General features: G+C 69.7%; 21 protein-coding genes. 8 read left to right on the forward strand and 13 right to left on the reverse strand.

Annotated elements, in window-relative coordinates; translation table 11 throughout:
- Positions 1–35 precede the first annotated feature (35 nt).
- Genes mdtD through ACIGKL_RS11385 form a run of 3 tightly spaced genes read left to right on the forward strand, consistent with a single transcriptional unit; the run spans position 36 to position 4,150 of the window.
- Positions 36–1,457 (forward strand): multidrug transporter subunit MdtD, encoded by a 1,422-nt coding sequence (gene mdtD, locus ACIGKL_RS11375; RefSeq protein WP_397486737.1) that lies wholly within the window; start codon positions 36–38, stop codon positions 1,455–1,457.
- Between the two features lie 53 nt (positions 1,458–1,510).
- Positions 1,511–2,887: an ATP-dependent RNA helicase DbpA gene (gene dbpA / locus ACIGKL_RS11380; protein ID WP_397486862.1), complete on the forward strand. Its 1,377-nt coding sequence runs from the start codon at positions 1,511–1,513 to the stop codon at positions 2,885–2,887.
- 27 nt (positions 2,888–2,914) lie between these two features.
- On the forward strand, positions 2,915–4,150 hold the full coding sequence (locus ACIGKL_RS11385; protein WP_397486739.1) for a diguanylate cyclase domain-containing protein: 1,236 nt from the start codon (positions 2,915–2,917) through the stop codon (positions 4,148–4,150).
- 83 nt (positions 4,151–4,233) lie between these two features.
- Here ACIGKL_RS11385 and ACIGKL_RS11390 read toward each other — a convergent pair whose 3' ends face one another.
- Positions 4,234–4,965, reverse strand: coding sequence for a substrate-binding periplasmic protein (locus ACIGKL_RS11390; RefSeq protein ID WP_397486740.1), 732 nt, complete (start codon positions 4,963–4,965; stop codon positions 4,234–4,236).
- A 208-nt stretch (positions 4,966–5,173) separates the two neighbouring features.
- Between ACIGKL_RS11390 and ACIGKL_RS11395 the strand changes: the two genes are divergently transcribed.
- Together ACIGKL_RS11395 and ACIGKL_RS11400 are read left to right on the forward strand one after the other, a co-directional pair.
- The gene (locus tag ACIGKL_RS11395) at positions 5,174–6,358 is read left to right on the forward strand and encodes an NAD(P)/FAD-dependent oxidoreductase (RefSeq protein ID WP_397486741.1); all 1,185 of its coding nucleotides are present in this window, start codon (positions 5,174–5,176) and stop codon (positions 6,356–6,358) included.
- Positions 6,359–6,580: 222 nt separating this feature from the next.
- On the forward strand, positions 6,581–8,395 hold the full coding sequence (locus tag ACIGKL_RS11400) for an SLC13 family permease (RefSeq protein ID WP_397486742.1): 1,815 nt from the start codon (positions 6,581–6,583) through the stop codon (positions 8,393–8,395).
- 19 nt (positions 8,396–8,414) lie between these two features.
- Here ACIGKL_RS11400 and ACIGKL_RS11405 read toward each other — a convergent pair whose 3' ends face one another.
- The 4 genes from ACIGKL_RS11405 to ACIGKL_RS11420 form a co-directional block, all read right to left on the reverse strand.
- Complete coding sequence (locus tag ACIGKL_RS11405; RefSeq protein ID WP_397486743.1) at positions 8,415–9,053, reverse strand: intradiol ring-cleavage dioxygenase; 639 nt, start codon at positions 9,051–9,053, stop codon at positions 8,415–8,417.
- A 304-nt stretch (positions 9,054–9,357) separates the two neighbouring features.
- The gene (gene ald / locus ACIGKL_RS11410) at positions 9,358–10,479 is read right to left on the reverse strand and encodes an alanine dehydrogenase (RefSeq protein ID WP_397486744.1); all 1,122 of its coding nucleotides are present in this window, start codon (positions 10,477–10,479) and stop codon (positions 9,358–9,360) included.
- A 109-nt stretch (positions 10,480–10,588) separates the two neighbouring features.
- Positions 10,589–11,341 (reverse strand): slipin family protein, encoded by a 753-nt coding sequence (locus ACIGKL_RS11415; protein WP_122109370.1) that lies wholly within the window; start codon positions 11,339–11,341, stop codon positions 10,589–10,591.
- Positions 11,341–12,786, reverse strand: a complete 1,446-nt coding sequence (locus ACIGKL_RS11420) for a nodulation protein NfeD (RefSeq protein WP_397486745.1) — start codon at positions 12,784–12,786, stop codon at positions 11,341–11,343. The genes ACIGKL_RS11415 and ACIGKL_RS11420 overlap by 1 nt, the downstream gene beginning before the upstream one ends.
- Positions 12,787–12,883: 97 nt before the next feature.
- Here ACIGKL_RS11420 and yccS point away from each other — a divergent pair, with 97 nt between their 5' ends.
- The 3 genes from yccS to ACIGKL_RS11435 are packed head-to-tail and all read left to right on the forward strand — an operon-like array spanning position 12,884 to position 15,837.
- Positions 12,884–15,055 carry a YccS family putative transporter gene (gene yccS / locus ACIGKL_RS11425; protein ID WP_397486746.1) on the forward strand — a complete coding sequence of 724 codons (2,172 nt, stop codon included), beginning with the start codon at positions 12,884–12,886 and terminating at the stop codon, positions 15,053–15,055.
- A 6-nt stretch (positions 15,056–15,061) separates the two neighbouring features.
- On the forward strand, positions 15,062–15,544 hold the full coding sequence (locus tag ACIGKL_RS11430; protein WP_397486747.1) for a GreA/GreB family elongation factor: 483 nt from the start codon (positions 15,062–15,064) through the stop codon (positions 15,542–15,544).
- A gap of 59 nt (positions 15,545–15,603) precedes the next feature.
- The gene (locus ACIGKL_RS11435) at positions 15,604–15,837 is read left to right on the forward strand and encodes a DUF2789 domain-containing protein (RefSeq protein ID WP_397486748.1); all 234 of its coding nucleotides are present in this window, start codon (positions 15,604–15,606) and stop codon (positions 15,835–15,837) included.
- A 645-nt stretch (positions 15,838–16,482) separates the two neighbouring features.
- Here the strand turns inward: ACIGKL_RS11435 and ACIGKL_RS11440 are convergent.
- The 8 genes from ACIGKL_RS11440 to epd form a co-directional block, all read right to left on the reverse strand.
- The gene (locus ACIGKL_RS11440; protein ID WP_397486749.1) at positions 16,483–16,998 is read right to left on the reverse strand and encodes a YgjP-like metallopeptidase domain-containing protein; all 516 of its coding nucleotides are present in this window, start codon (positions 16,996–16,998) and stop codon (positions 16,483–16,485) included.
- Between the two features lie 22 nt (positions 16,999–17,020).
- Positions 17,021–18,121: a PQQ-dependent sugar dehydrogenase gene (locus ACIGKL_RS11445; RefSeq protein ID WP_397486750.1), complete on the reverse strand. Its 1,101-nt coding sequence runs from the start codon at positions 18,119–18,121 to the stop codon at positions 17,021–17,023.
- Between the two features lie 13 nt (positions 18,122–18,134).
- On the reverse strand, positions 18,135–18,611 hold the full coding sequence (locus ACIGKL_RS11450) for a hypothetical protein (protein WP_397486751.1): 477 nt from the start codon (positions 18,609–18,611) through the stop codon (positions 18,135–18,137).
- 184 nt (positions 18,612–18,795) lie between these two features.
- Positions 18,796–19,860, reverse strand: a complete 1,065-nt coding sequence (gene fba, locus ACIGKL_RS11455; RefSeq protein ID WP_397486752.1) for a class II fructose-bisphosphate aldolase — start codon at positions 19,858–19,860, stop codon at positions 18,796–18,798.
- 182 nt (positions 19,861–20,042) lie between these two features.
- Positions 20,043–20,363, reverse strand: a complete 321-nt coding sequence (locus ACIGKL_RS11460) for an MliC family protein (protein WP_397486753.1) — start codon at positions 20,361–20,363, stop codon at positions 20,043–20,045.
- Positions 20,364–20,376: 13 nt separating this feature from the next.
- Complete coding sequence (locus ACIGKL_RS11465; RefSeq protein ID WP_021446164.1) at positions 20,377–20,562, reverse strand: hypothetical protein; 186 nt, start codon at positions 20,560–20,562, stop codon at positions 20,377–20,379.
- A gap of 146 nt (positions 20,563–20,708) precedes the next feature.
- Positions 20,709–21,869 carry a phosphoglycerate kinase gene (locus tag ACIGKL_RS11470; protein ID WP_397486754.1) on the reverse strand — a complete coding sequence of 387 codons (1,161 nt, stop codon included), beginning with the start codon at positions 21,867–21,869 and terminating at the stop codon, positions 20,709–20,711.
- A 4-nt stretch (positions 21,870–21,873) separates the two neighbouring features.
- The gene (gene epd / locus ACIGKL_RS11475) at positions 21,874–22,941 is read right to left on the reverse strand and encodes an erythrose-4-phosphate dehydrogenase (protein WP_397486755.1); all 1,068 of its coding nucleotides are present in this window, start codon (positions 22,939–22,941) and stop codon (positions 21,874–21,876) included.
- Positions 22,942–23,034 lie beyond the last annotated feature (93 nt).

Raw genomic sequence — 23,034 nt, forward strand, 5'->3', positions numbered from 1 at the left:
GCTCTACAGTGCCGGCTGCCACCTGCGAGGAATCCATGACCGACCCCGCCCCGCTCGACCCACGCACCGCCCGCCTGCTGCCCTGGATAGTCGCCATCGCCTTCTTCATGCAGACGCTGGACGGCACCATCCTCAACACCGCGCTGCCGGCCATGGCCGCCGACCTGGGCGAAGACCCGCTGCGCATGCAGTCGGTGGTGATCGCCTACCTGCTCAGCGTGGCCCTGCTGATTCCCGCCTCCGGCTGGATCGCCGACCGTTTCGGCACGCGGCGCATCTTCTTCGGCGCCATTGCCCTGTTCAGCCTCGGCTCGCTGCTCTGCGCCCTGTCCACCTCCCTGCCCATGCTGGTCGGCGCACGCGTCGTCCAGGGCCTCGGCGGCGCGCTGATGATGCCGGTCGGGCGCCTGGTGGTGCTGCGCGCCTACCCGCGCTCGGAGCTGGTGCGGATCATGAGCTTCGTCACCCTGCCCGGCCTGCTCGGCCCGCTGCTCGGCCCGAGCCTGGGCGGCTGGCTGGTGGAGGTGGCCAGCTGGCACTGGATCTTCCTGATCAACCTGCCGGTCGGCCTGCTCGGCTGCTGGGCGGCGCTGCGGCATATGCCGGACCTGCGCGGGCCGAGCCGCAGCCGCTTCGACACCCCGGGCTTTGTGCTGTTCGGCGCCGCCATGCTGCTGATCACCGTGGCCCTGGAAGGCCTGGGCGAGCTGCACCTGCCGACCATGCGGGTGATGCTCCTGCTGCTCGGCGGCCTGGCCTGCCTGGCCGCCTACTGGCTGCGCGCCGGGCGCATCGAGCAGCCGCTGTTCGCCCCCAGCCTGTTCCGTACCCGCGGCTTCGCCGTGGGCATCATCGGCAACCTGTTCGCCCGCCTCGGCAGCGGCGCCCTGCCCTTTCTCACCCCGCTGCTGCTGCAGCTGGCCATGGGCTACTCGCCGGCGCAGGCCGGCATGAGCCTGATTCCCCTGGCGCTGGCGGCGATGGCGATCAAACCCCTGGCCAAGCCGCTGATCGAGCGCCTCGGCTACCGCCGCATCCTCACCGGCAACACCCTGCTGCTCGGCGTACTGATCGCCAGCCTGGCATTGGTCGATGCGGACACCGCGCTGCTGCAGCTGATCGTCCAGCTGGGCCTGATCGGCGCGGCCAACTCGCTGCAGTTCACCGCGATGAACACCGTCACCCTGATCGACCTGGACAACCGCGACGCCAGCAGCGGCAACAGCCTGCTGTCGGTGGTGGTGCAACTGGCCATGGGCCTGGGGGTGGCCGCCGCGGCGGCGCTGCTCGGCGGTTTCAGCCGCGAATTCGGTGGCGAGGGCCAGCTGCTGCAGGCCTTCCAGGCCACCTACCTGTGCGTCGGCCTGCTGTCGATGCTGGCCGCGGCGATCTTCCTCCAGCTCGACCCGGCCGACGGCCGCCGCGCGCGGCGCCTCGACGTACCACCGGAGGACTGAAGGCCGTGGCCTGCTACACTGCCGGCCTGTTTCGCCAGCCCCGAGCCCTTGCCGTGACCACCACCGCCTTCGCCAGCCTGCCCCTGTCCGCCGCCATGCAGGCCAACCTCGCCGCCATCGGCTACACCGAGATGACGCCGATCCAGGCCGCCAGCCTGCCGCTGATCCTCAAGGGCCGCGACCTGATCGCCCAGGCCAAGACCGGCAGCGGCAAGACCGCGGCCTTCGCCCTCGGCCTGTTGCACCCGCTCAACCCGCGCTACTTCGGCTGCCAGGCGCTGGTGCTGTGCCCCACGCGCGAGCTGGCCGACCAGGTGGCCAAGGAAATCCGCCGCCTGGCCCGCGCCGCCGACAACGTCAAGGTGCTGACCCTCTGTGGCGGCGTGCCCTTCGGCCCGCAGATCGGCTCGCTGGAGCACGGCGCCCACGTCATAGTCGGCACCCCGGGACGGGTGCAGGAGCACCTGCGCAAGGGCACGCTGAAGGTCGACGGGCTGAACACCCTGGTGCTCGACGAAGCCGACCGCATGCTCGACATGGGCTTTATCGACAGCATCGCCGAGATCATCGAGCAGACCCCGACGCGCCGGCAGACCCTGCTGTTCTCCGCCACCTACCCGAGCGGCATCGAGCAGCTCGCCGCGCGTTTCCTGCGCAGCCCGGAGCGGGTCGAAGTCGAGGCCCAGCACGACGACGGGCAGATCGAGCAACGTTTTTACGAAATCGCCCCGGGCCAGCGCCTGGAAGCGGTCAGCACCCTGCTGCGGCATTTTCGCAAGCAGCCGGCGGTGGCCTTCTGCGCCACCCGCCAGCAGTGCGACGAGCTGGCCGCGCAGCTGGAGGCGGAAAAGATCTCCGCCGCCGCCCTGCACGGTGATCTGGAGCAACGCGAGCGCGACCAGATCCTGGCACTGTTCGCCAATCGCAGCCTCAGCGTGCTGGTGGCCACCGACGTGGCCGCCCGCGGCCTGGACATCGCCGGCCTGGAGCTGGTGATCAACGTCGAGCTGAGCCGCGATGCCGAGGTGCATATCCACCGCATCGGTCGCAGCGGCCGCGCCGGCGAGAAGGGCCTGGCGCTGAGCCTGGTGGCGCCGGCCGAAGCCGGCCGCGCGCAGGCCATCGAGGCGCTGCAGGGCCAGGCGCTGGCCTGGTACCCGCTGCCCGCAGCCAAGACCGGCGGCGAGCCGCTGCTGCCGCCGATGCACACCCTGTGCATCGGCGCCGGGCGCAAGGACAAGCTGCGCCCCGGCGACATCCTCGGCGCGCTGACCGGCGATGCCGGGCTGCCCGGCAGCCAGGTCGGCAAGATCGCCCTGTTCGACTACCAGGCCTTCGTCGCGGTCGAGCGCGACGTGGCCAGACAGGCCCTCAAACGCCTCGCCGAAGGCAAGATCAAGGGCCGCACGTTACGCGTACGCCTGCTCTAGCAGGCCAACAAACTGGCAGGAGCCCCGATGCGCAATATCCTGGTCATCGAAGACAGTCCGCTGGTGCTGAAGATTCTCGAGCACCTGTTCCGCCAGGAGCCGACGCTGCAGCCGGTGTTCTGCGCCTCGCTGGCCGAGGCCGAGGTGATGCTGGAGACTTCCGCCGGGCTGTTCTTCGCCGCCATCGTCGACCTGCACCTGCCGGATGCGCCCAACGGCGAGAGCGTCGACCTGGTGATGCGCTACCGCCTGCCGTGCATCGTGCTCAGCGGCAGCTACCACGAGCAGCGCCGCGACGAGCTGCTGATGAAGGGCGTGGTCGACTACGTGCTCAAGGAAAGCCAGCACTCCTACGAGTACGCCTTCCGCCTGCTGCACCGCCTGGAGCACAACGCGAAGATCAAGATCCTCATCGCCGAGGACTCCGAGGCCACCCGCCACTACATCCGCCACGTGCTCACCCCGCACCGCTACCAGATACTCGAGGCCGGCGACGGCGAGGAAACCCTGCGCATCCTCGCCGAGCAGCCGGACATCGACCTGTTGGTGCTGGACCACGCCATGCCCGGCATCAGCGGCTTCGAGCTGGTCAAGCTGCTGCGGCAGAAGCTGAAACGCCACGAGCTGATCATCATCGGCCTGTCCGCCGACGCCAAGGGCTCGCTCAGCGCGCTGTTCATCAAGCACGGCGCCGACGACTTCCTGCGCAAGCCGTTCTGCCCCGAGGAGCTCAACTGCCGGGTGATGTCCACCCTCGAGCGTCGCGACCTGCTGCGCGCGCTGAAGCAGGCGGCGCAGTTCGACGCCCTGACCGGGCTGAACAACCGCCGCGCCTTCTACGAGCAGGGCCTGCAGCTATTGCAGCAGGCGCGCCGCGACGGCCACGAGCTGAGCGTGGCGATGCTCGACCTCGACCATTTCAAGCAGATCAACGATGGTTTCGGCCACGCCAGCGGCGACAGCGCCCTGGTGGTGTTCGCCCGCGCCCTGGCTGGCGCCTTCCCCGATGCCCTGCTCGGCCGCCTCGGCGGCGAGGAATTCGCCCTGGTCAGCGCGCAGCAGGCCGACGAGCTGGCCCAGGCCCTCGACCGCCTGCGCCGACAGTGCGCCGGCCTGCACTACGCCGCCGGCGCGCCGCCGCTGTCGTTCAGCGCCGGCCTCTACCGCGGCGCGCCGGACGACCTGGAAAGCCTGCTGCACGAGGCCGACATGCGCCTGTACCGGGCCAAGCAGCAGGGCCGCGGACGCACGGTGCTGGCCTAACCGCTCTCAGCGCACCGCGTAGGAGCCCGCTGGCGGGCGATCCAAGCCGCCGGCGAACGGGGCCCGGCCTGCACCACGCTGCCTCAGAGGCCATGACGCCGGAAAGTGGCGGCATAGCTGCCATCATCGCTCATGGCCTGGATCGCCTGGTCGAAGCGCCGGGCGATCTCGCGGTGCTGCGGGTGGCTGCGGCGCACCAGGATATGCAGGCCGTTCTCGCTCAACGGCAGCGGCAGGAACTCCAGCTCGTCGCGCATGGCGCGCAGCTCGCGCCCCAGGTGATAGCGCGCCACCAGTTCGTCCTCCAGGGTCAACTGCACGCGCCCGGCGTGCAGCATGCGCGCGGCGATGGCGAAACTGCCGACGCCGACCTTGCGCAGCCGCTCGTCGCCGTCGAACTCGGCGGAGTAGGCGTAGCCGCGCACCACGGCGATGCTGTGCGGATACAGATCGGCCAGGCTGTCGTAGCGGATGCCGGCGCCCTTGCGCTGCAGAAAGCGGATGCGGTTGACCAGATAGGGCTGCGAGAAGTGGCCGAACTCGGCGCGCTCGGCGCTGTACCAGGCGTTGATCAGCAGGTCGTAGTCGCCGCGCTTGAGCCCCAGCACCGCCCGCTGCCAGGGCACCTCGACATAGCTGGTGTGGTAGCCGGCGCGCTGCAGCGCCTGCTCCACCAGCTCGCTGGCCAGGCCGTTGCCGGGCAGGCGGCGGTCGTTGAACGGCGGCCAGGGGTCCGCCACCAGGCGCAACGGTTCGCCCGCCGCCAGCGCCGGCGACAGCAGCAAGAGCAACAGCCAGGCGCGCACTGCGGGCATCGGCGACGATCCGTGGGGAATGATCAGTGCTAGTGATAGCAGGCGCGACAGCCCTCGTCACTGTCTCATTTCTGATACAGGTGCAGGCCGCGGCGGCCGTCCATCCGCCCTGCTGCCCCGGGATCGGCGGGCCAGAGCGGCTTCGGGTAAGATGCGCGGGTTTTCGCGCAGCCTGCGCCTGTGCGCTCGAATCGCCTGGGGAAATCTCGTGTTGCAAACTGAGGTAGTGATAGTCGGCGCCGGTGCCGCCGGCCTGATGTGCGCGGCCAATGCCGCCGCGCGCGGCCGCCGCGTGCTGGTGCTGGACCACGCCAACAAGGCCGGCAAGAAGATCCTCATGTCCGGCGGCGGGCGCTGCAACTTCACCAACCTGTACTGCGAGCCGGGCAACTTCCTCTCGGAAAATCCGCACTTCTGCAAGTCCGCCCTGGCCCGCTACAGCCAGTGGGACTTCATCGGCCTGGTGGCCAAGCACGGCGTGCCCTACCACGAGAAGAAGCTCGGCCAGCTGTTCTGCGACCACAAGGCCAATGCCATCCTCGATCTGCTGCTGGCCGAGTGCGCCGAGGCCGGCGCCGAGATCCGCCTGAACACCGCGGTGCAGAGCATCGCCAAGACCGACGGCGGCTTCCTGCTGCACAGCGACCTCGGCGCGGTGGCCTGCCAGTCGCTGGTGATCGCCAGCGGCGGGCTGTCCATCCCCACCCTCGGCGCCACGGGCTTCGGCTACCAGGTGGCCCGCCAGTTCGGCCACCAGGTGCTGCCGACCCGCGCCGGCCTGGTGCCCTTCACCCTTACCGACCCGCAGCTCAAGACGCTGTGCACGGAGCTGTCCGGCACCTCGGTGGAGGACTGCCTGGTGAGCTGCAACGGGCAGAGCTTCAAGGAGAACATCCTGTTCACCCACAGGGGGCTGAGCGGCCCGGCGATCCTGCAGATTTCCTCCTACTGGCAGCCGGGCGACACCCTGCATATCGACCTGCTGCCGCATATCGACCTGCCCGAATGGCTGGCGACCCAGCAGCGCGAACGCGGCGCCAGCGAGCTGAAGACCCTGCTGGCCGAGCTGTTCACCAAGAAGATGGCGACCCTGCTGGTCGACAGCTGGTTCGCCAACAAGCCGCTGAAGCAGTACGGCGCGGGCGAGCTGAAGGCGATTGCCGAGCGCCTGTCCGACTGGCAGCTGGTGCCGGCCGGCACCGAGGGCTACCGCACCGCCGAGGTCACCCTGGGCGGCGTCGACACCCGCGAGGTGTCGTCGAAGACCCTGGAATCGCTCAGGGTGCCGGGGCTGTACTTCATCGGCGAGGTGCTCGACGTCACCGGCCACCTCGGCGGCTTCAACTTCCAGTGGGCCTGGGCCTCGGGCTACGCCGCCGCGCAGTACGTCTGACCGCCCTGGGGTGTGCCCCAGACCCGCCTGGGGAACTGCCGGCGCGGTGCAAAGTCTGCTGAATACGGCAGATGCGACTGGCTTCGTAGGGTGCGCCGTGCGCACCAATGCCCAGGCTCGCCGGCCATGGACAACCGCGGTGCGCACGGCGCACCCTACCAACCGCGGCCCCCGCTACAAACAGCAGGTAGCTGCGCGCCCCGCACAAGGACAGTCCGCTCCATGACCCTCGACCAAGGCCTGATCTTCGCCATTCTCGTCGCCAGCATGGGGCTGTTCATCTGGGGTCGCTGGCGGCATGACGTGGTCGCCCTCGGCGCCCTGCTGGCCTGCGTGATCGCCGGTCTGGTGCCGGAACGCGAGGCCTTCGTCGGCTTCGGCCACCCGGCGGTGATCACCGTGGCCTGCGTGCTGGTGCTCAGCTACGGCCTGCAGAGCAGCGGTGCGGTCAACCGCCTGGCCCAGCGCCTGCTGCCCGGCAACGCCGGGGTGCTGGCGTCGATCGCCGCGCTGACCGGGCTCGGCGCCCTGCTCTCGGCCTTTATGAACAACGTCGGCGCCCTCGCCCTGCTGATGCCCATCGCCCTGCAGATCGCCGCGCGCCTGGAGCTGCCGCCCGGGCGGGTGCTGATGCCGCTGGCCTTCGGCACCATCCTCGGCGGCATGACCACGCTGATCGGCACGCCGCCCAACCTGATCGTCTCCAGCTTCCGCGCGCAGCACGGCGCCGGCCCCTTCGCCATGTTCGACTTCAGCCCGGTGGGTGTGGCGGTGGCGCTGGCCGGCGTGCTGTTCATCACCCTGCTCGGCTGGCGCCTGGTGCCCAGGCGCGAGGTGGGCAACGCGGCCAGTTTCGACACCGGCCGCTACCTTACCGAGGCGCGCGTCAAGGACGGCGGCAAGGCCCAGGGCAAGACCCTGCGCGAGATCGAGCAGCTGCTCGACGAGGTCGACGCCCAGGTGGTGGCCATGGTGCGCAACAAGCTGCGCCTGAGCGCGCCCAACCCGCGCCGCGTGCTGCAGGCCGACGACGTGCTGGTGATCGAGGCCGAGCCCGAGGAACTGGGCGAGGTGCTGGGCCAGCTGGACCTGCTGCTGGAAGCCGAGCGCGAGGCCAAGGAGGCCGAGCAGCAGCGCCAGGAGGATGGCGCCGAGCCGGAGAAGAAGGAGAGCAACGGCGAGGAGCGTGCGCTGCAGGAACTGCTGGTCAAGCCCGACTCGCAGTTGATCGGCCGTTCCGCCAGCAGCACCCGCCTGCGCAGCCGCTACGGCATCAACCTGTTGGCCATCTCGCGGCAGAGCCACCGCTCGATCAAGCGCCTGCGCTCGACCCTGATCCAGAGCGGCGACGTGCTGCTGATGCAGGGCGGCGCCGAGGACATCGGCGAATTCGCCAACGACTACGGCTGCGTGCCGCTGGCCGCGCGCGCCATCAACATTCCCGACCCGCGCCAGGCCAACTTGGCCCTGGGGGTGATGCTGCTGGCCATCGCCGCGGCCGCCTTCGGCCTGCTCTCGGCGGCGGTGGCCTTCGCCGCCGGGGTGCTGGCCTACATGCTGCTGCGCCTGATCCCGCTGCGCGCGGTGTACGAGGCCGTCGACTGGCCGGTGATCGTGCTGCTCGGCGCGCTGATCCCGGTGGCCGGGGCGATGTCCGAGAGCGGTGCCGCCGACCTGCTGGCGCGCCTGCTGATGGAGCACCTGGCGCAGGGCAACGCCATCGTCACCCTGACCCTGCTGCTGGTGGTGACCATGACCCTGTCGGATTTCATGAACAACGCCGCCACCGCCGCGGTGATGTGCCCCATCGCCCTCAGCGCCGCCAGCCAGCTCGGGGTCAGCCCCGACTCGCTGCTGATGGCGGTGGCCATCGGCGCCTCCTGCTCCTTCCTCACCCCCATCGGCCACCAGAACAACACCCTGATCCTCAGCCCCGGCGGCTTTCGCTTCGGCGACTACTGGCGCCTCGGCCTGCCCCTGGAGATTCTCGTGGTGCTGGTCAGCGTGCCGCTGCTGTTGTGGGTCTGGCCGCTGTAGGCGCTTGTGCAAAGGGCGATCATGACGCCGGGGTAACGCCCAGCACCACGTCGAAGCGCGCCACCTGTTCGTCGACCCGCCCAGTCACCGGCACGAAGGGCACGATCAGCAGTTCGCGCAGCTGTGGGTCGCGGATCGCGTTGAGCAGGCCGTCGCGCGCGTTCCGCGGCTCGCCACGGATATAGCACTGGGTGGCGAAGCGCGGCAGCCCCGGCAGGGTCACCGCCAGGTGGATATGCGGGGTGCGCCCGGGATAGGCCACCGGGCGGATGGTGCGAAAGCGATAGCGGCCGTCGGCGCCGGTGACGAAGCGGCCGTAGCCCTGGAAGCCGGGGTCGCGGCGCTGGCGGTCGCCGCCGCGGCTGTGCAGGTAGATGCCGTTCGCATCGACCTGCCAGATTTCCACCAGCGCGCCGGCCAGCGGCTGGCCGCGGCCATCGAGGATCAGCCCGTGCAGCTGCACGCGGATGCCGCGCGCCGGCTCGGCCTGGCCCGCGACCTGCACCAGGTCGTTGTCGTCATCCAGCGGCAGTTGGTCGGGATAGAAGGGCCCGACCGTCTGCCGCGGGGTCAACAGGCGCTCGGCCAGCACCAGCGCCGGGCTGGCCAGCAAGGCGCCGCCGGCGGCGGCGAACAGCAGATGGCGACGACTGGACATGGTTTTTCCTCCGCGGAGCGGGTTCGCCTTCGAAGCGGCCAGCGGGCCCGATGCCCGCGGCGCTGTCTCGCAATCATCCGCTGTCCAAGCGGCTGTGGCCGACCTATGCAGGAAGTGTGCGCGCAGATGGCACGCAGGGCCTAGGCGCCCCCGCCCCCCCCCTCGGATCGGCATCCACCTGGGGTGCGCCGCGCGCACCGATCGTTGCGGATGCATCCCGCCCACGCCCAGCATCGGCCATGTCGGTGCGCACAGCGCCCCCTACGAAACGGCGCCAGCACAGCGATGTGCCGCCGCCAGGCCGCTACAGGTGCTCCAGCACCCCGGCCGCCGATTGGAACGGCAGGCCGTGGGCCTCGGCGACGCTGCCGCAGGTGATCACGCCCTTGGCCACGTTGAGCCCACCCAGCAGGTGCGGGTCTTCCTCCAGGGCCCGCCGCGTGCCCTTCTCGGCGAGGGCGACGACGAACGGCAGGGTGGCGTTGTTCAGTGCCAGGGTCGAGGTGCGCGCCACCGCGCCGGGCATGTTGGCCACGCAGTAGTGCACCACCTCGTCGACCACATAGGTGGGCTCGGCATGGGTGGTGGCGCGCGAGGTCTCGGCGCAGCCGCCCTGGTCGATGGCCACGTCCACCAGCACCGCGCCGGGGCGCATGTGCCGCACCATCTCGGCGCTGATCAGCTTGGGCGCGGCGGCCCCGGGGATCAGCACGCCACCGATCACCAGGTCGGCGGCCAGCACCTGCTCGCGCAGCGCGGCGCGGGTCGAGTAGAGCGTGGTGATGCGGTTGCCGTACAGCGCATCGAGCCGGCGCAGGGCGTCGACGCTCTTGTCCAGCACCGTGACGTCGGCGCCCAGGCCCACCGCCATGGCCAGGGCATGGCTGCCGACCACGCCGCCGCCGAGTATCACCACCTTGCCCGGGGCCACCCCCGGCACCCCGCCGAGCAGCACGCCGCGGCCGCCGCGGGCCTTCTCCAGGCAGCTGGCGCCGGCCTGGATCGACATGCGTCCGGCCACCTCGGACATCGGCGCCAGCAGCGGCAGGCGCCCCTGGCCGTCGGTCACCGTCTCGTAGGCGATGCAGGTGGCGCCGCCGGCCATCAGCTCGTCGGTCTGCGGCCGGTCCGGGGCCAGGTGCAGGTAGGTGAACAGGGTGTGGTGCGGGCGCAGCTTGGCCCGTTCCACCGCCAGCGGCTCCTTGACCTTGACGATCAGCCGCGCCTCCTGGAACACCTCGCCGGCGCCCTTGGCGATCTGCGCGCCGGCCTGGCGGTAGTCGTCGTCGGAGAAGCCGATGGCGGCGCCGGCCTGGGTCTCGACCCAGACCTCATGGCCCAGCGCGGTGAGCTCGGCCACCGACTGCGGGGTGAGGCCGACGCGGTACTCGTGGTTCTTGATTTCCTTGGGCACACCGATGCGCATAGCGACCTCCGCTGCAAGGACCCGTTGCTTTCTCGAAGTCTAGAAAAGACCTGGCAGTCGGCCATCTGTTTTCGCCAGGTTTTTCAGGAAAAAGTCCCGCTCCGGGCGGCTATTTCTTCACCTCGGCGATGCCCTGCAGCAGCTCCACCGGCAGCGGGAAGACGATGGTCGAGCTCTTGTCGCCGGCGATATTGCTCAGCGTCTGCATGTAGCGCAGCTGCATGGCGCCGGGCTGGCGGCCGAGCATCTCGGCGGCCTGCATGAGCTTTTCCGAGGCCTGCAGCTCGCCCTCGGCATGGATCACCTTGGCCCGCCGCTCGCGCTCGGCCTCGGCCTGCTTGGCGATGGCACGCACCATGGACTCGTCGAGGTCGACGTGCTTGATCTCGACGTTGGCCACCTTGATGCCCCAGGCGTCCGTCTGCGCATCGAGCACCTGCTGGATGTCGACGTTGAGCCGCTCGCGCTCGGCGAGCATCTCGTCCAGCTCGTGCTTGCCGAGTACCGCGCGCAGGGTGGTCTGCGCCAGCTGGCTGGTGGCGATGTGGTAGTCCTCGACCTGGATGATCGCCTTCTGCGCGTCGAGCACGCGGAAGTAGACCACCGCGTTGACCTTGACCGAGACGTTGTCGCGGCTGATCACGTCCTGGGTCGGCACGTCCAGCACTATGGTGCGCAGGTCCACCCGCACCATCTGCTGCAAGCCGGGGATGACCAGGATCAGGCCCGGGCCCTTGACCCGCCAGAAGCGGCCGAGCTGGAACACCACACCGCGCTCGTACTCGCGCAGGATGCGAAAGGCCGAGGCGAGCAGGGCCAGGACGATGATCGTCAGCGAGAGAAAACTCAGTTCGAAACCCATCAGTGACCTCCTTGGGGCGGCGGTTCATCCACCGCGCTGACCTGCAGTTGCACGCCCTGGCGCGCCGTCACCCGCACCCGCTGCCCGGGCCGCAGCGGCCCCTCGCCCTGCACCTGCCAGCGCTCGCCCTGCAGCGCCACCCAGCCGCTGCAAGGATCCTCGGCCTGCACCGCGGCGACCGCCACCAGGCTGCCGACCAGGCCGCTGTCGCCGGCCACCTGCTGGCGCCGCCTGGCCTTCAGCGCCATGCCGAGGATGGCCAGGATCAACCCGGCGCTGACCAGCGCCAGGGTGACGATCAGCGCCAGCGGGATGCCGAAGCCCGGCACGTCGGTGTCGATCAGGATCAGCGCGCCGAAGACGAAGGCCACCACGCCGCCGATGCCGAGCACGCCGAAGCTGGGCAGGAAGGCCTCGGCGGCGATAAAGGCGATGCCAAGCAGGATCAGCGCCACCCCGGCGTAGTTCACCGGCAGCAGCTGCAGGGCGTAGAGGGCGAGGATCAGGCTGATGCCGCCGAGCACGCCGCCGACGCCGCTGCCGGGGTTGGAGAACTCGAAGAACAGGCCGTAAACGCCGATCATCATCAAAATCAGCGCCACGCTGGGGTTGGTGATCACCGCCAGCAGGCGGGTGCGCCAGTCCGGCGCATGGCTGATCAGGGGCGCGCCGGCGGTGGCCAGGGTGACCTCGACGCCTGCGGCCTGCAGGGTCTTGCCGTCGAGCTGGCGCAGCAGGTCGGCCAGGTCCGTGGCCAGGTAGTCGATCACCTTCTGCGCCAGCGCCTCCTCGGCGGCCAGGCTGACCGCCTCGCGCACCGCCCGTTCGGCCCATTCGGCGTTGCGCCCGCGCAGCGTCGCCAGGCCGCGGATATAGGCGGCGGCGTCGTTGACCTGCTTGGCGGTCATGGCATCGGCCGGCATCTTGCCGGCTTCGCCCTCCTTGCCCGTCTCGCCCTTGTCCGCGTCTGGCGGCTTGCTCGGCGTGCCGGGCATGCCGATGGCCACCGGGGTGGCCGCGCCGAGGTTGGTGCCCGGCGCCATGGCGGCGACGTGGCTGGCGTAGAGGATATAGGTGCCGGCGCTGGCCGCCCGCGCGCCGCCGGGGGCGACGTAGCTGGCCACCGGAATCGGACTGGCGAGGATCGCCTTGATGATCGCGCGCATGGAGGTGTCCAGGCCGCCGGGGGTGTCGATCTGGATCAGCACCAGCTGCGCGCCCTCGTCCACCGCCTTGGCCAGGCCGCGCACCAGGTAGTCGGCGCTGGCCGGGCCGATCACCCCGTCCACCTGCAGTTGCACCACCGCCCCCGGCGCCGCACTCGCGCCCAGCGAGCCGCCGAGAATCAGGGCGCCCAGGCACAGACGCAGCCACGCAGCAAACACCTTCGCCTCCCGGGAGTCGCGCGGATGCCGGTCAGCCGGCGGCGCTCCCTCACTGAGCATAGTCCATGGCCTCGACGCCCCCGACAGGTCGCGGATGGATACCCAGCGACCGGCCAGTTCCGGTAGGCTGCTCGCATCTTTCCCGACCAGGCCGCCCATGCCCCGCCCCCGCCTTCGCCAATCGCTGCGCCGCCTCTGGGCGCTGGACAAGTTCAGCGCCAGCCTGCGGGTATTTATCGCCCTGGCCGGGGCCCTGGCGCTGTGCTGGTGGCAGGGCTGGATGCACGGGCTGATCCCGCTGTTTCTCGGCATCATCGCCAGCGCCCTGACCGAGACCGACGACAGCTGGCAGGGTCGCCTGGGCACCGTGCTGGTCACCCTCTGCTGCTTCAGCGCGGCGGCCTACGCGGTCGAGTGGCTGTTCCCCTACCCCTGGCTGTTCGTCGTCGCCCTGGCGCTGTCGGCCTTCGCCCTGACCATGCTCGGCGCGCTCGGCGAGCGCTTCGCCACCCTCGGCTCGGGCACCCTGATCCTCGCCGTGTACAGCATGATCGGCGTCGAGCAGCGCGGCGGCATCGCCGGCCTGTGGCTGGAGCCGCTGCTGCTGGTGGCCGGCGCCGCCTGGTACGGCCTGCTGTCGGTGATCTGGCACGCGCTGTTCGCCCAGCAGCCGCTGCAGCACAGCCTGGCCCGGCTGTTTCGCGAGCTGGGCCGCTACCTCAAGCTCAAGGCCGCGCTGTTCGAGCCGCTGCGCCAGCTCGACGTCGAGGCGCGGCGCCTGGAGCTGGCCAGGCAGAACGGCCGGGTGGTGTCGGCGCTCAACGCCGCCAAGGAGATCATCCTCCACCGCGTCGGCGACGGCCGTCCGGGGCCCAAGGTCAGCCGCTACCTCAAGCTGTATTTCCTCGCCCAGGACATTCACGAGCGCGCCAGTTCCTCGCACTACCCCTACAACGAGCTGGCCGAGGCCTTCTTCCACAGCGACGTGCTGTTTCGCTGCCAGCGCCTGCTGCGCCTGCACGGCGAGGCCTGCCAACGCCTGGCCGGCGCCATCGAGCTGCGCCAGCCGTTCGAGTACCGCGAGCTGTGCAGCCAGGCCCTGGAGGACCTGCACGCCTCGCTCGATCACCTGCACCTGCAGAGCAACCCGGCCTGGCGCCGCCTGCTGCGCTCGCTCGGCGCCCTGGCCGGCAACCTGGCCAGCCTCGACCAGCTGCTGAGCAACGCCAGCAACCCCGACGCCCTGGCCGAGGAGCAGGACAGCAGCCTGCTCGACCGCGAACCGCACTCGCTGCGCGAGGTGGCCGAGCGTATCGGCCAGCAGCTGACGCCCACCTCGCTGCTGTTCCGCCACGCCCTGCGCCTGTCCGTCGCCCTGGCCGCCGGCTATGGCCTGCTGCACCTGATCCACCCGACCCAGGGCTACTGGATCCTGCTCACCACCCTGTTCGTCTGCCAGCCGAACTACGGCGCCACCCGCCTCAAGCTGGTGCAGCGCATCGCCGGCACCCTGCTCGGCCTGGGACTCGGCTGGGCGCTGATCGACCTGTTCCCCGACCCACGCATCCAGGCGCTGTTCGCCGTGGTCGCCGGGGTGGCCTTCTTCGCCACCCGCAGCACGCGCTACACCCTGGCCACCGCGGCGATCACCTTGCTGGTGCTGTTCTGCTTCAACCAGATCGGCGACGGCTACGGCCTGTTCCTGCCGCGCCTGGTCGACACCCTGCTCGGCGGCCTGATCGCCGGCCTGGCGGTGTTCCTGATCCTGCCGGACTGGCAGGGCCGGCGCCTGGGGCGCATGCTCGCCGGCACCCTGAGCTGCAACAGCGCCTACCTGCGCCAGATCATCGCCCAGTACGCCCGCGGCAAGCGCGACGACCTCGGCTACCGCCTGGCCCGGCGCAACGCGCACAACGCCGACGCGGCGCTGTCCACCACCCTCGGCAACATGCTGATGGAGCCGGGGCACTTCCGTAAGGACGCGGACCTGGGCTTTCGCTTCCTGGTGCTCTCGCACACCCTGCTCAGCTACCTCTCCGGGCTCGGCGCGCACCGCGGCGAACAGCTGCCGCAGGCGGCCCAGGCGCGCCTGCTGGAGCAGGCCGAGACCCTCGCGCAAAGCCTCGACGAGATCGCCGCCGGCCTGCGCGGCGAACGCCCGCTGGCGATCCACAGCGACGCCGAACAGGCGCTGGCGCAGGAACTGGAGCAGCTCGCCGAGGACGCCGACGAACGCCAGCGCCTGGTGCAGACCCAGCTGGCGTTGATCTGCCGCCAGCTGGCACCGCTGCGCACCTTGGGTGCCCATCTGCGCCAGGACAAGGGTTAGCCGGCCATGGACAAGAACCTCCTGCAAGAACAGGTGCTGGCGCAGCTGCAGGCCGACCTGCAGCAGGCCCAGCACGCCGCGCAGACCGCCCACGAGGCGGCCACCCACGAAGAGAACGTGGCCGAGAACAAGTACGACACCCTTGGCCTGGAGGCCGCCTACCTGGCCAGCGGCCAGGCGCGCCGGGTGGAAGAGCTGCGCCAGACCCTGATCACCTGGCGCCAGCTGCGCCCGCGGCCGTTCGACGCGGCGCAGGGCATCGCCCTCGGCGCGCTGGTGCAGCTGGTCGACGCGCAGGAGCGCGAACGCTGGCTGTTTCTCGGCCCGCAGGGGGCGAGCATGAAGCTGCAGCAGCAGGGCCTGGAGATCCAGGTGCTGGGCAGCGCCGCACCGCTGGGCCGCGCCCTGCTCGGCAAGGGCCCGGGCGACGAGGTGCGCCTGCCGGTGGCCGGCGGCATGCAGTGGTTCGAGGTACTGGCGGTCGAGTGAGCGGGGGCTATCTGGGCTAGGGTTGCTAGACGAGCCGACACCCGCCAGAGGAGACCGCCATGGAAACCCCGATCCACGACCTGCCCGCGCTGTTCAAGCAACTCGGCCTGGCCCACGACACGGCCAGCATCGAGACCTTTATCCGCACCCACGCGCCGCTGCCAGCCGAGCGCCAGCTGGCCGACGCCGCGTTCTGGAGCCCGGCGCAGGCGGCCTTCCTGCGCGAGGAAATCCTCGAGGACGCCGACTGGGCCGAGGTGGTCGATCAGCTCAATGTGCTGCTGCGCGGCTGAAGCGGATTGCCAGGCCCCGTTGCCCCGGATGGCATCCGGGCTACGCCGAAGACGCGTCGCCTCGTAGCCTCGTAGGTTGGGCTGAGGGGCCTGCGACGAAGCCCAACGGCTGCGGTGGATCGTCGGCCGCGGCGCTCGCCGGGCGGCGTACTGCGGATCGTCGGGCGGAGTGCTACGCACTCCCCGTTGGGCTTCGCTGCGCTCAGCACCAACCTACCCCCGAGCCGCTCATCTCGCGCCAGGTCAGGCATCCGTAGGTTGGGCTGAGGAGCCTGCGACGAAGCCCAACGGCCGCGGTGGGTCGTCGGCCGCGGCGCTCGCCGGGCGGCGTGCTGCGGATCGTCGAGCGGAGTGCTGCGGATCGTCGGGCGGAGTGCTGCGCACTCCCTGTTGGGCTTCGCTGCGCTCAGCGCCAACCTACGCCCCCGAGCCGCTCATCTCGCGCCAGGTCAGGCATCCGTAGGTTGGGCTGAGGAGCCTGCGACGAAGCCCAACGGCTGCGGCGGGTCGTTGGCCGCGGCGCTCGCAGGGCGGCGTGCTGCGGATCGTCGAGCGGAGTGCTGCGGATCGTCGGGCGGCGTACTGCGGATCGTCGGGCGGAGTGCTGCGCACTCCCCGTTGGGCTTCGCTGCGCTCAGCGCCAACCTACGCCCCCGAGCCGCTCATCTCGCGCCAGGTCAGGTACAGGCGCAGGTCGAACTCGATCTGTGCGTAGCCCGGCAGCATATGGTCGCACAGCTTGTAGAAGGCCTTGTTGTGCTCGGCCTCCTTCAGGTGCGCCAGCTCGTGCACCACGATCATCTGCAGGAACGGCGGCGCGGCGTCCCTGAACAGCGCGGCGACGCGGATCTCCTTCTTCGCCTTGAGCCGGCCGCCCTGTACCCGCGAGATCGCCGTGTGCAGGCCCAGGGCGCGGTGGGTCAGGTCGAGGCGGTTGTCGTAGAGCACCTTGTCGATGGCCGGGGCGTTCTTCAGGTGCTCCTGCTTGAGCTCCATCACGTAGCCGTACAGCGCCTTGTCGCTCTGCACCTGGTGGCGGCCGGGGTAGCGCTGGGCCAGGTAGTCGCCCAGACGGTCGTCGGCGATCAGCTGGCGCACCTGCTGCTGGACGGCGGCGGGGTAGCCCTGGAGGTATTTCAACGGCGAGGTCCTGCGCGGCAAAGGGTCGTCAGTGTAACTCGCCTCACTCGCTCGGCAGCACCCGCAGCAGCCGGCCGTCGGCATTGTCGGTGAGCAGGTAGAGCGCGCCGTCGGGGCCGACGCGCACGTCGCGGATGCGCTCGCCGAGCTCCTCGAACAGGCTCTCCTCGCCGGCCAGTATGCCGTCGTGCAGGCGGATGCGGCGCACGCTGCGCTCGACCAGGGTGGCGGCGAACAGGTCGCCCTGCCATTCCGGGAACAGCGCGCCGCGGTACTGGGTCAGGCTCGACGGCGCCACCGAGGGCGTCCAGTGCAGCAGCGGTGGGGTCAGCCCCGGCAGCTCGGTGTAGGGGCTGATGCGCGCGCCAGTGTAGTCGATGCCGAAGGTCGCCAACGGCCAGCCGTAGTTGCGCCCGGGCTCGATCAGGTTGAGTTCGTCGCCGCCGCGCGGGCCGTGTTCGTGGCTGTACAGGCGGCCGCTCTCGGCATCGAAGACGATGCCCTGCACGTTGCGGTGGCCGAGGCTGTAGATCTCCGCCGCGGCGCCGGCCTGCCCCACCAGCGGGTTGTCCTGCGGCACGCTGCCGTCGCGGTTCAAGCGGACGATCTTGCCCAGGTGGTTGGCCGGGTTCTGCGCCTGTTCGCGCCAGTCAAAACCGTCGCCCAGGGTCAGCACCAGGCTCTGGTCGGCGAGAAAGGCGATGCGCCCGCCGTAGTGGGCGGCGCCGGCCTTGAGCGGCGCGGCGGTGAACAGCACCTCGAAGTCGTGCAGCTCGTCGTCCACCAGGCGCGCGCGGGCCAGGCGGGTGTTGTTGGCCTCCAGCGAGCCGTGCGCGTAGCTCAGGTAGAGCCAGCGGTTAGCGGCGTAGTCCGGGTCGAGCGCCACCTCCATCAGCCCGGCCTGGGCGGCGACGAAGATCTCCGGCAACCCCGCCACCGGCTGCGGATCGAGGCTGCCGTCGGCCTCGACGATGCGCAGGCGGCCGACCCGCTCGGTCACCAGCAGGCGTCCGTCCGGCAGGAAGGCCAGCGACCAGGGATGCTCCAGGCCTTCGCCGAAGGTCTCGATGCGGTAGTCCTGGGCCAGCGCCGGGGCGCCGACGAGCAGGGCGCCGAGCAGCAGCGCGCGAAGGGGTCTCAACATGGGCTGGGCCTTGTCACGGGGAAGCGGATGGGGTCGGTTGCCTGCGGTAGCGTGCGCGCCGACCGAGCAGGCCGAACAGCAGTGCACCGGCGCTGCCGCAGGCCATCAGGCCGAGGGTGCCGAGCGGATCGCGGTCGGCGGCGATCAGCGTCGGCATCGGCGCCAGCGCATTGGCCAGGGCCAGCGCCAGCCAGATCGCCGCGGCGCCGGCGCCGACGAAGATCGCCCAGCGCAGCCGCGGCAGGCGCCGCGCGCTCCACTGCGCCAGCGGCAGGGCGAAGGCAAAGCCCAGGGCGGCGAGCAGGGCGAAGGTCGGGGCGAAGCCGAGCAGGTCGAGGCAGGTGGTGCCCAGGCGCACGTCCAATGGCATCGGCGCACCGAGCGCCTGCAGGGCGGCGAGGTTGGACTGGGTCTGGAAGATCGAAGCGAGCAGCGCGGCCAGCGCCACGGCAAGAACGAAGGCAAGCAACAGGCGCGGCGTGCTGGACATGGGCAGCGGGGATCCCGGAACGACAGTGCGGGAATTATGGCGCAGCCCGCCGACCGCCATGGCCCGGGTGTTTTACAGGGTTTTACCTGCCAGGGCAGCTACAAGCCGCAAGCTTCAAGCCACAAGTAAAAGCGCGTCGGCCTTAATTTGCTTGCAGCTTGTGGCTTGCAGCTTGCCGCTGCTGTTAATTCACCTTGGCGTTCAGCTCGCCCTTGGCGTAACGCTGGTACATGCCTTCCAGGGAGATCGGCTTGATCTTCGAGGCATTGCCGGCGGTGCCGAAGGCTTCGTAGCGGGCGATGCAGATGTCGCGCATGGCGACGATGGTCTTGGCGAAGAACTTGCGCGGGTCGAACTCGCTCGGGTGCTCGGCCATCATGCGACGGATGGCGCCGGTGGAGGCCAGACGCAGATCGGTGTCGATATTGACCTTGCGCACGCCATGCTTGATGCCTTCGACGATTTCCTCGACCGGCACGCCGTAGGTTTCCTTGATGTCGCCGCCGAACTCGTTGATCACCTTCAGCCACTCCTGCGGAACGGAGGAGGAGCCGTGCATCACCAGGTGGGTATTGGGGATGCGCTTGTGGATTTCCTTGATGCGCTCGATCGACAGCACGTCGCCGGTCGGCGGCTTGGTGAACTTGTAGGCGCCGTGGCTGGTGCCGATGGCGATGGCCAGGGCGTCGACCTGGGTGCGCTTGACGAAGTCGGCGGCTTCTTCCGGGTCGGTCAGCAGCTGGCTGTGATCGAGCACGCCTTCGGCGCCGACGCCGTCTTCCTCACCGGCCATGCCGGTTTCCAGGCTGCCCAGGCAGCCCAGCTCGCCTTCCACCGACACGCCGCAGGCGTGGGCGAAGGCCACGGTCTGCTGGGTCACGCGGACGTTGTAGTCGTAGTCGGCCGGGGTCTTGCCGTCTTCCTTCAGCGAGCCGTCCATCATCACCGAGGAAAAGCCCAGCTGGATGGAGCGCTGGCACACGTCCGGGCTGGTGCCGTGATCCTGGTGCATGCACACCGGGATATGCGGGAATTCTTCGATGGCAGCCAGGATCAGGTGACGCAGGAAGGGCGCACCGGCGTACTTGCGGGCACCAGCGGAGGCCTGGACGATGACCGGCGAATCGGTCTTGTCGGCGGCTTCCATGATGGCGCGCATCTGCTCGAGGTTGTTGACGTTGAAGGCCGGCACGCCGTAGCCGAATTCGGCGGCGTGGTCGAGCATCTGGCGCATGCTGATAAGTGCCATGGTGTTACTGTCTCCCGGTTTGGAGGTCGTTAATCGTGCAAGCCTGCCGCAGGGGCCGGCGTTGTTCAAGTTTCGCGGGACAGGGGGTCGCCCTCACCCCGCTCCTCGCGCCTGGCGAGGCCTTTCAATCTCTGGCCCGGAACATGCCGAGCCGGCGCTCCCGGATTGCATCCGGGCTACTTTTACGGTGCCTTACAGCCGCGGCCGATCAGGTCGTCGGTCGCGGTCCAGTAGACCAGGCCTTCCTCGCCCTTGCTGTGGAACGACAGCCGACCGTCGCTGTACAGGGCGCCGGAGGCCGCTGGCTCCTGGCTCAGGCGGTAGACGATATCGTCGCCACCCAGGCGCAGATCGACCTGATCGGAGTCGCCATTGGCGAAGCGCCACTGCACCTCAGCCTGGCTGTCGCAGACCCAGCGGGTCCACTGATCCGGCGCCTGCGGCTGGCTGCTGCAACCCGCCAGTGCCACAGCCGCCAGCGCGGCAAGAATCCTCGTATCCATGTATCGCTCCCTGTCAGCAGCGCTGCTCCGGCACCGTGCCGGTAGGGTCGCCACTGCTTTGCCCTTCGATGCGCCGATCGTCCTGGGTGGTCGGCAGGTCGATCGGCGCCGGGCTGAAAACCTCGCAGGCCTGCTCCCGTCCACCGGCACAGCCGGCGAGGAAAATCCCGATGATGCCCAACGCGGCTAACTTGACCATGGCGTGACTCCTTGTGCGCTTGTTCCAGTTGTAACAGACCGCCCGATCACGCCAGGGTTTAATCCCCTGCCGTAGGGTGCGCCGTGCGCACCGTGAAACGATAGCGCCTCTCTGCTGCGCACGGCGCACCCTACGACGTCCGTGGCTTACTTGGCTCGCTGCTCCAGCACTGCCACGGCCGGCAGCACCTTGCCCTCGACGAACTCGAGGAAGGCGCCGCCGCCGGTGGAGATGTAGGAGATCTGCTCGGCCACGCCGTACTTGTCGATGGCCGCCAGGGTGTCGCCGCCGCCGGCGATGGAGAACGCCGGGCTCTCGGCGATGGCCAAGGCCAGGGCCTTGGTGCCGTTGCCGAACTGGTCGAACTCGAACACGCCGACCGGGCCGTTCCACAGGATGGTCTGCGAGGCCTTGAGCATCTCGGCGAACATCGCCGCGGTCTGCGGGCCGATATCGAGGATCATGTCGTCCTCCGCCACGTCCTTGACCGCCTTGACGGTGGCTTCGGCATCTTCGGCGAAGGCCTTGGCCACCACCACGTCCACCGGCAGCGGCACGCTGACCTTGGCGGCGATGGCCTTGGCGGTGTCGACCAGGTCGGCCTCGTACAGCGACTTGCCCACCGGCAGGCCGGCGGCGGCGAGGAAGGTGTTGGCGATGCCGCCGCCGACGATCAGCGAGTCGCAGATATCGGCCAGGGAGTTGAGCACGTCGAGCTTGGTCGACACCTTGGAGCCGGCGACGATGGCCAGCATCGGCCGGGCCGGCTTGTCCAGGGCCTTGCCCAGGGCGTCCAGCTCGGCGGCCAGCAGCGGGCCGGCGCAGGCGACCTTGGCGAACTTGGCCACGCCATGGGTCGAACCCTGGGCGCGGTGGGCGGTGCCGAAGGCGTCCATCACGAACACGTCGCACAGCGCCGCGTACTGCTGGGCCAGCTCGTCGGTATTTTTCTTCTCGCCCTGGTTGAAGCGCACGTTCTCCAGCAGCACCAGCTCACCGGCCTTGACCTCGACACCGCCGAGGTAGTCCTTGACCAGCGGCACCTCGCGGCCGAGCGCCTGGCTCAGGTAGGCGGCGACCGGCGCCAGGCTGTCTTGCTCGCTGTACACGCCCTCTTCTGGACGGCCCAGGTGCGAGCAGACCAGCACCGCCGCGCCCTTCTCCAGCGCCAGCTTGATGGTCGGCAGGGCGGCGAGGATGCGCGCATCGCTCTTGACCACGCCGTCCTTCACCGGGACGTTGAGGTCTTCGCGGATCAGCACGCGCTTACCGGCGAGGTCGAGGTCGGTCATCTTCAGAACGGTCATGGCATCAGTCCTTCACGGGGGCTGGTTGTACGGAGGAAGTGGATACAGCGAGAAAATGTTCGGCGACATCGAGCATGCGGTTGGCAAACCCCCACTCGTTGTCGAACCAGGCCAGCAGGTTGACCAGGCGCGGGCCGGACACGCGGGTCTGGCTGCCGTCGACGATGGCCGAGTGCGGGTCGTGGTTGAAATCGCAGCTGGCGTGCGGCAGCTCGGTGTAGGCCAGCAGCCCCTTGAGCGGGCCACTTTCCGCCGCCTGACGCAGCACCCGGTTGATCTCTTCAGCGGACGTATCACGCGCGGTCTGCAGGGTGATGTCCAAGCAGGAGACGTTGACCGTCGGCACGCGAATGGCCTTGGCCTGGATGCGCCCGCTCAGCTCCGGCAGCAGACGCTCGATGCCGCGCGCCAGCCCGGTCGAAACCGGGATCACCGACTGGAAGGCCGAGCGCGTGCGGCGCAGGTCTTCGTGGTGATAGGCGTCGATCACCGGTTGGTCGTTCATCGCCGAGTGGATGGTGGTGATGGAGACATACTCCAGCCCCACCGCCTCGTTCAACAACTTGAGCAGCGGCACGCCGCAGTTGGTGGTGCAGGAGGCGTTGGATACCAGTCGCTCGGCGCCCGTCAGGCAGGCCTGGTTGACCCCGTAGACCACGGTGGCGTCGATATCGGCCTCGCCGGCCATGGGCTGGGAGAACAGCACCCGCGGCGCGCCGGCGTCGAGGAAGCGCTGGCCGTCGGCGCGGCTGTGGTAGGCGCCGGAGCACTCCAGCAGCAGGTCGATATCCAGCGCCGCCCAGTCGACGGCCCCGGGCTCGCTCTGGCGCAGCACCTTCACGCAGTCGCCGTTGATATGCAGGCAGTCGCCGTCGACCCTGACCTCGCCGGGAAAACGCCCGTGGGTGGAGTCGAAGCGGGTCAGGTATTCGATGCTGGCCTGATCGGCCAGGTCGTTCAGCGCGACTATCTCCAGGCCCGCCCCGGCGCCGCGCTCGTGCAGGGCACGCAGCACGCAGCGGCCGATGCGGCCATAGCCATTGAGGGCGACGCGGTAGGGGCGATTGGGCATGGGTCTGTCTCGATAACCTGCGTAGGGTGGACATGGCGCAGCCTTGTCCACCGCAGCTTGTTCATCGGATTCGTGGTGGACAAGCCGCGCTGC

Source organism: Pseudomonas sp. NPDC077186, assembly GCF_044543505.1.
In the GTDB taxonomy this organism is placed as follows: domain Bacteria; phylum Pseudomonadota; class Gammaproteobacteria; order Pseudomonadales; family Pseudomonadaceae; genus Aquipseudomonas.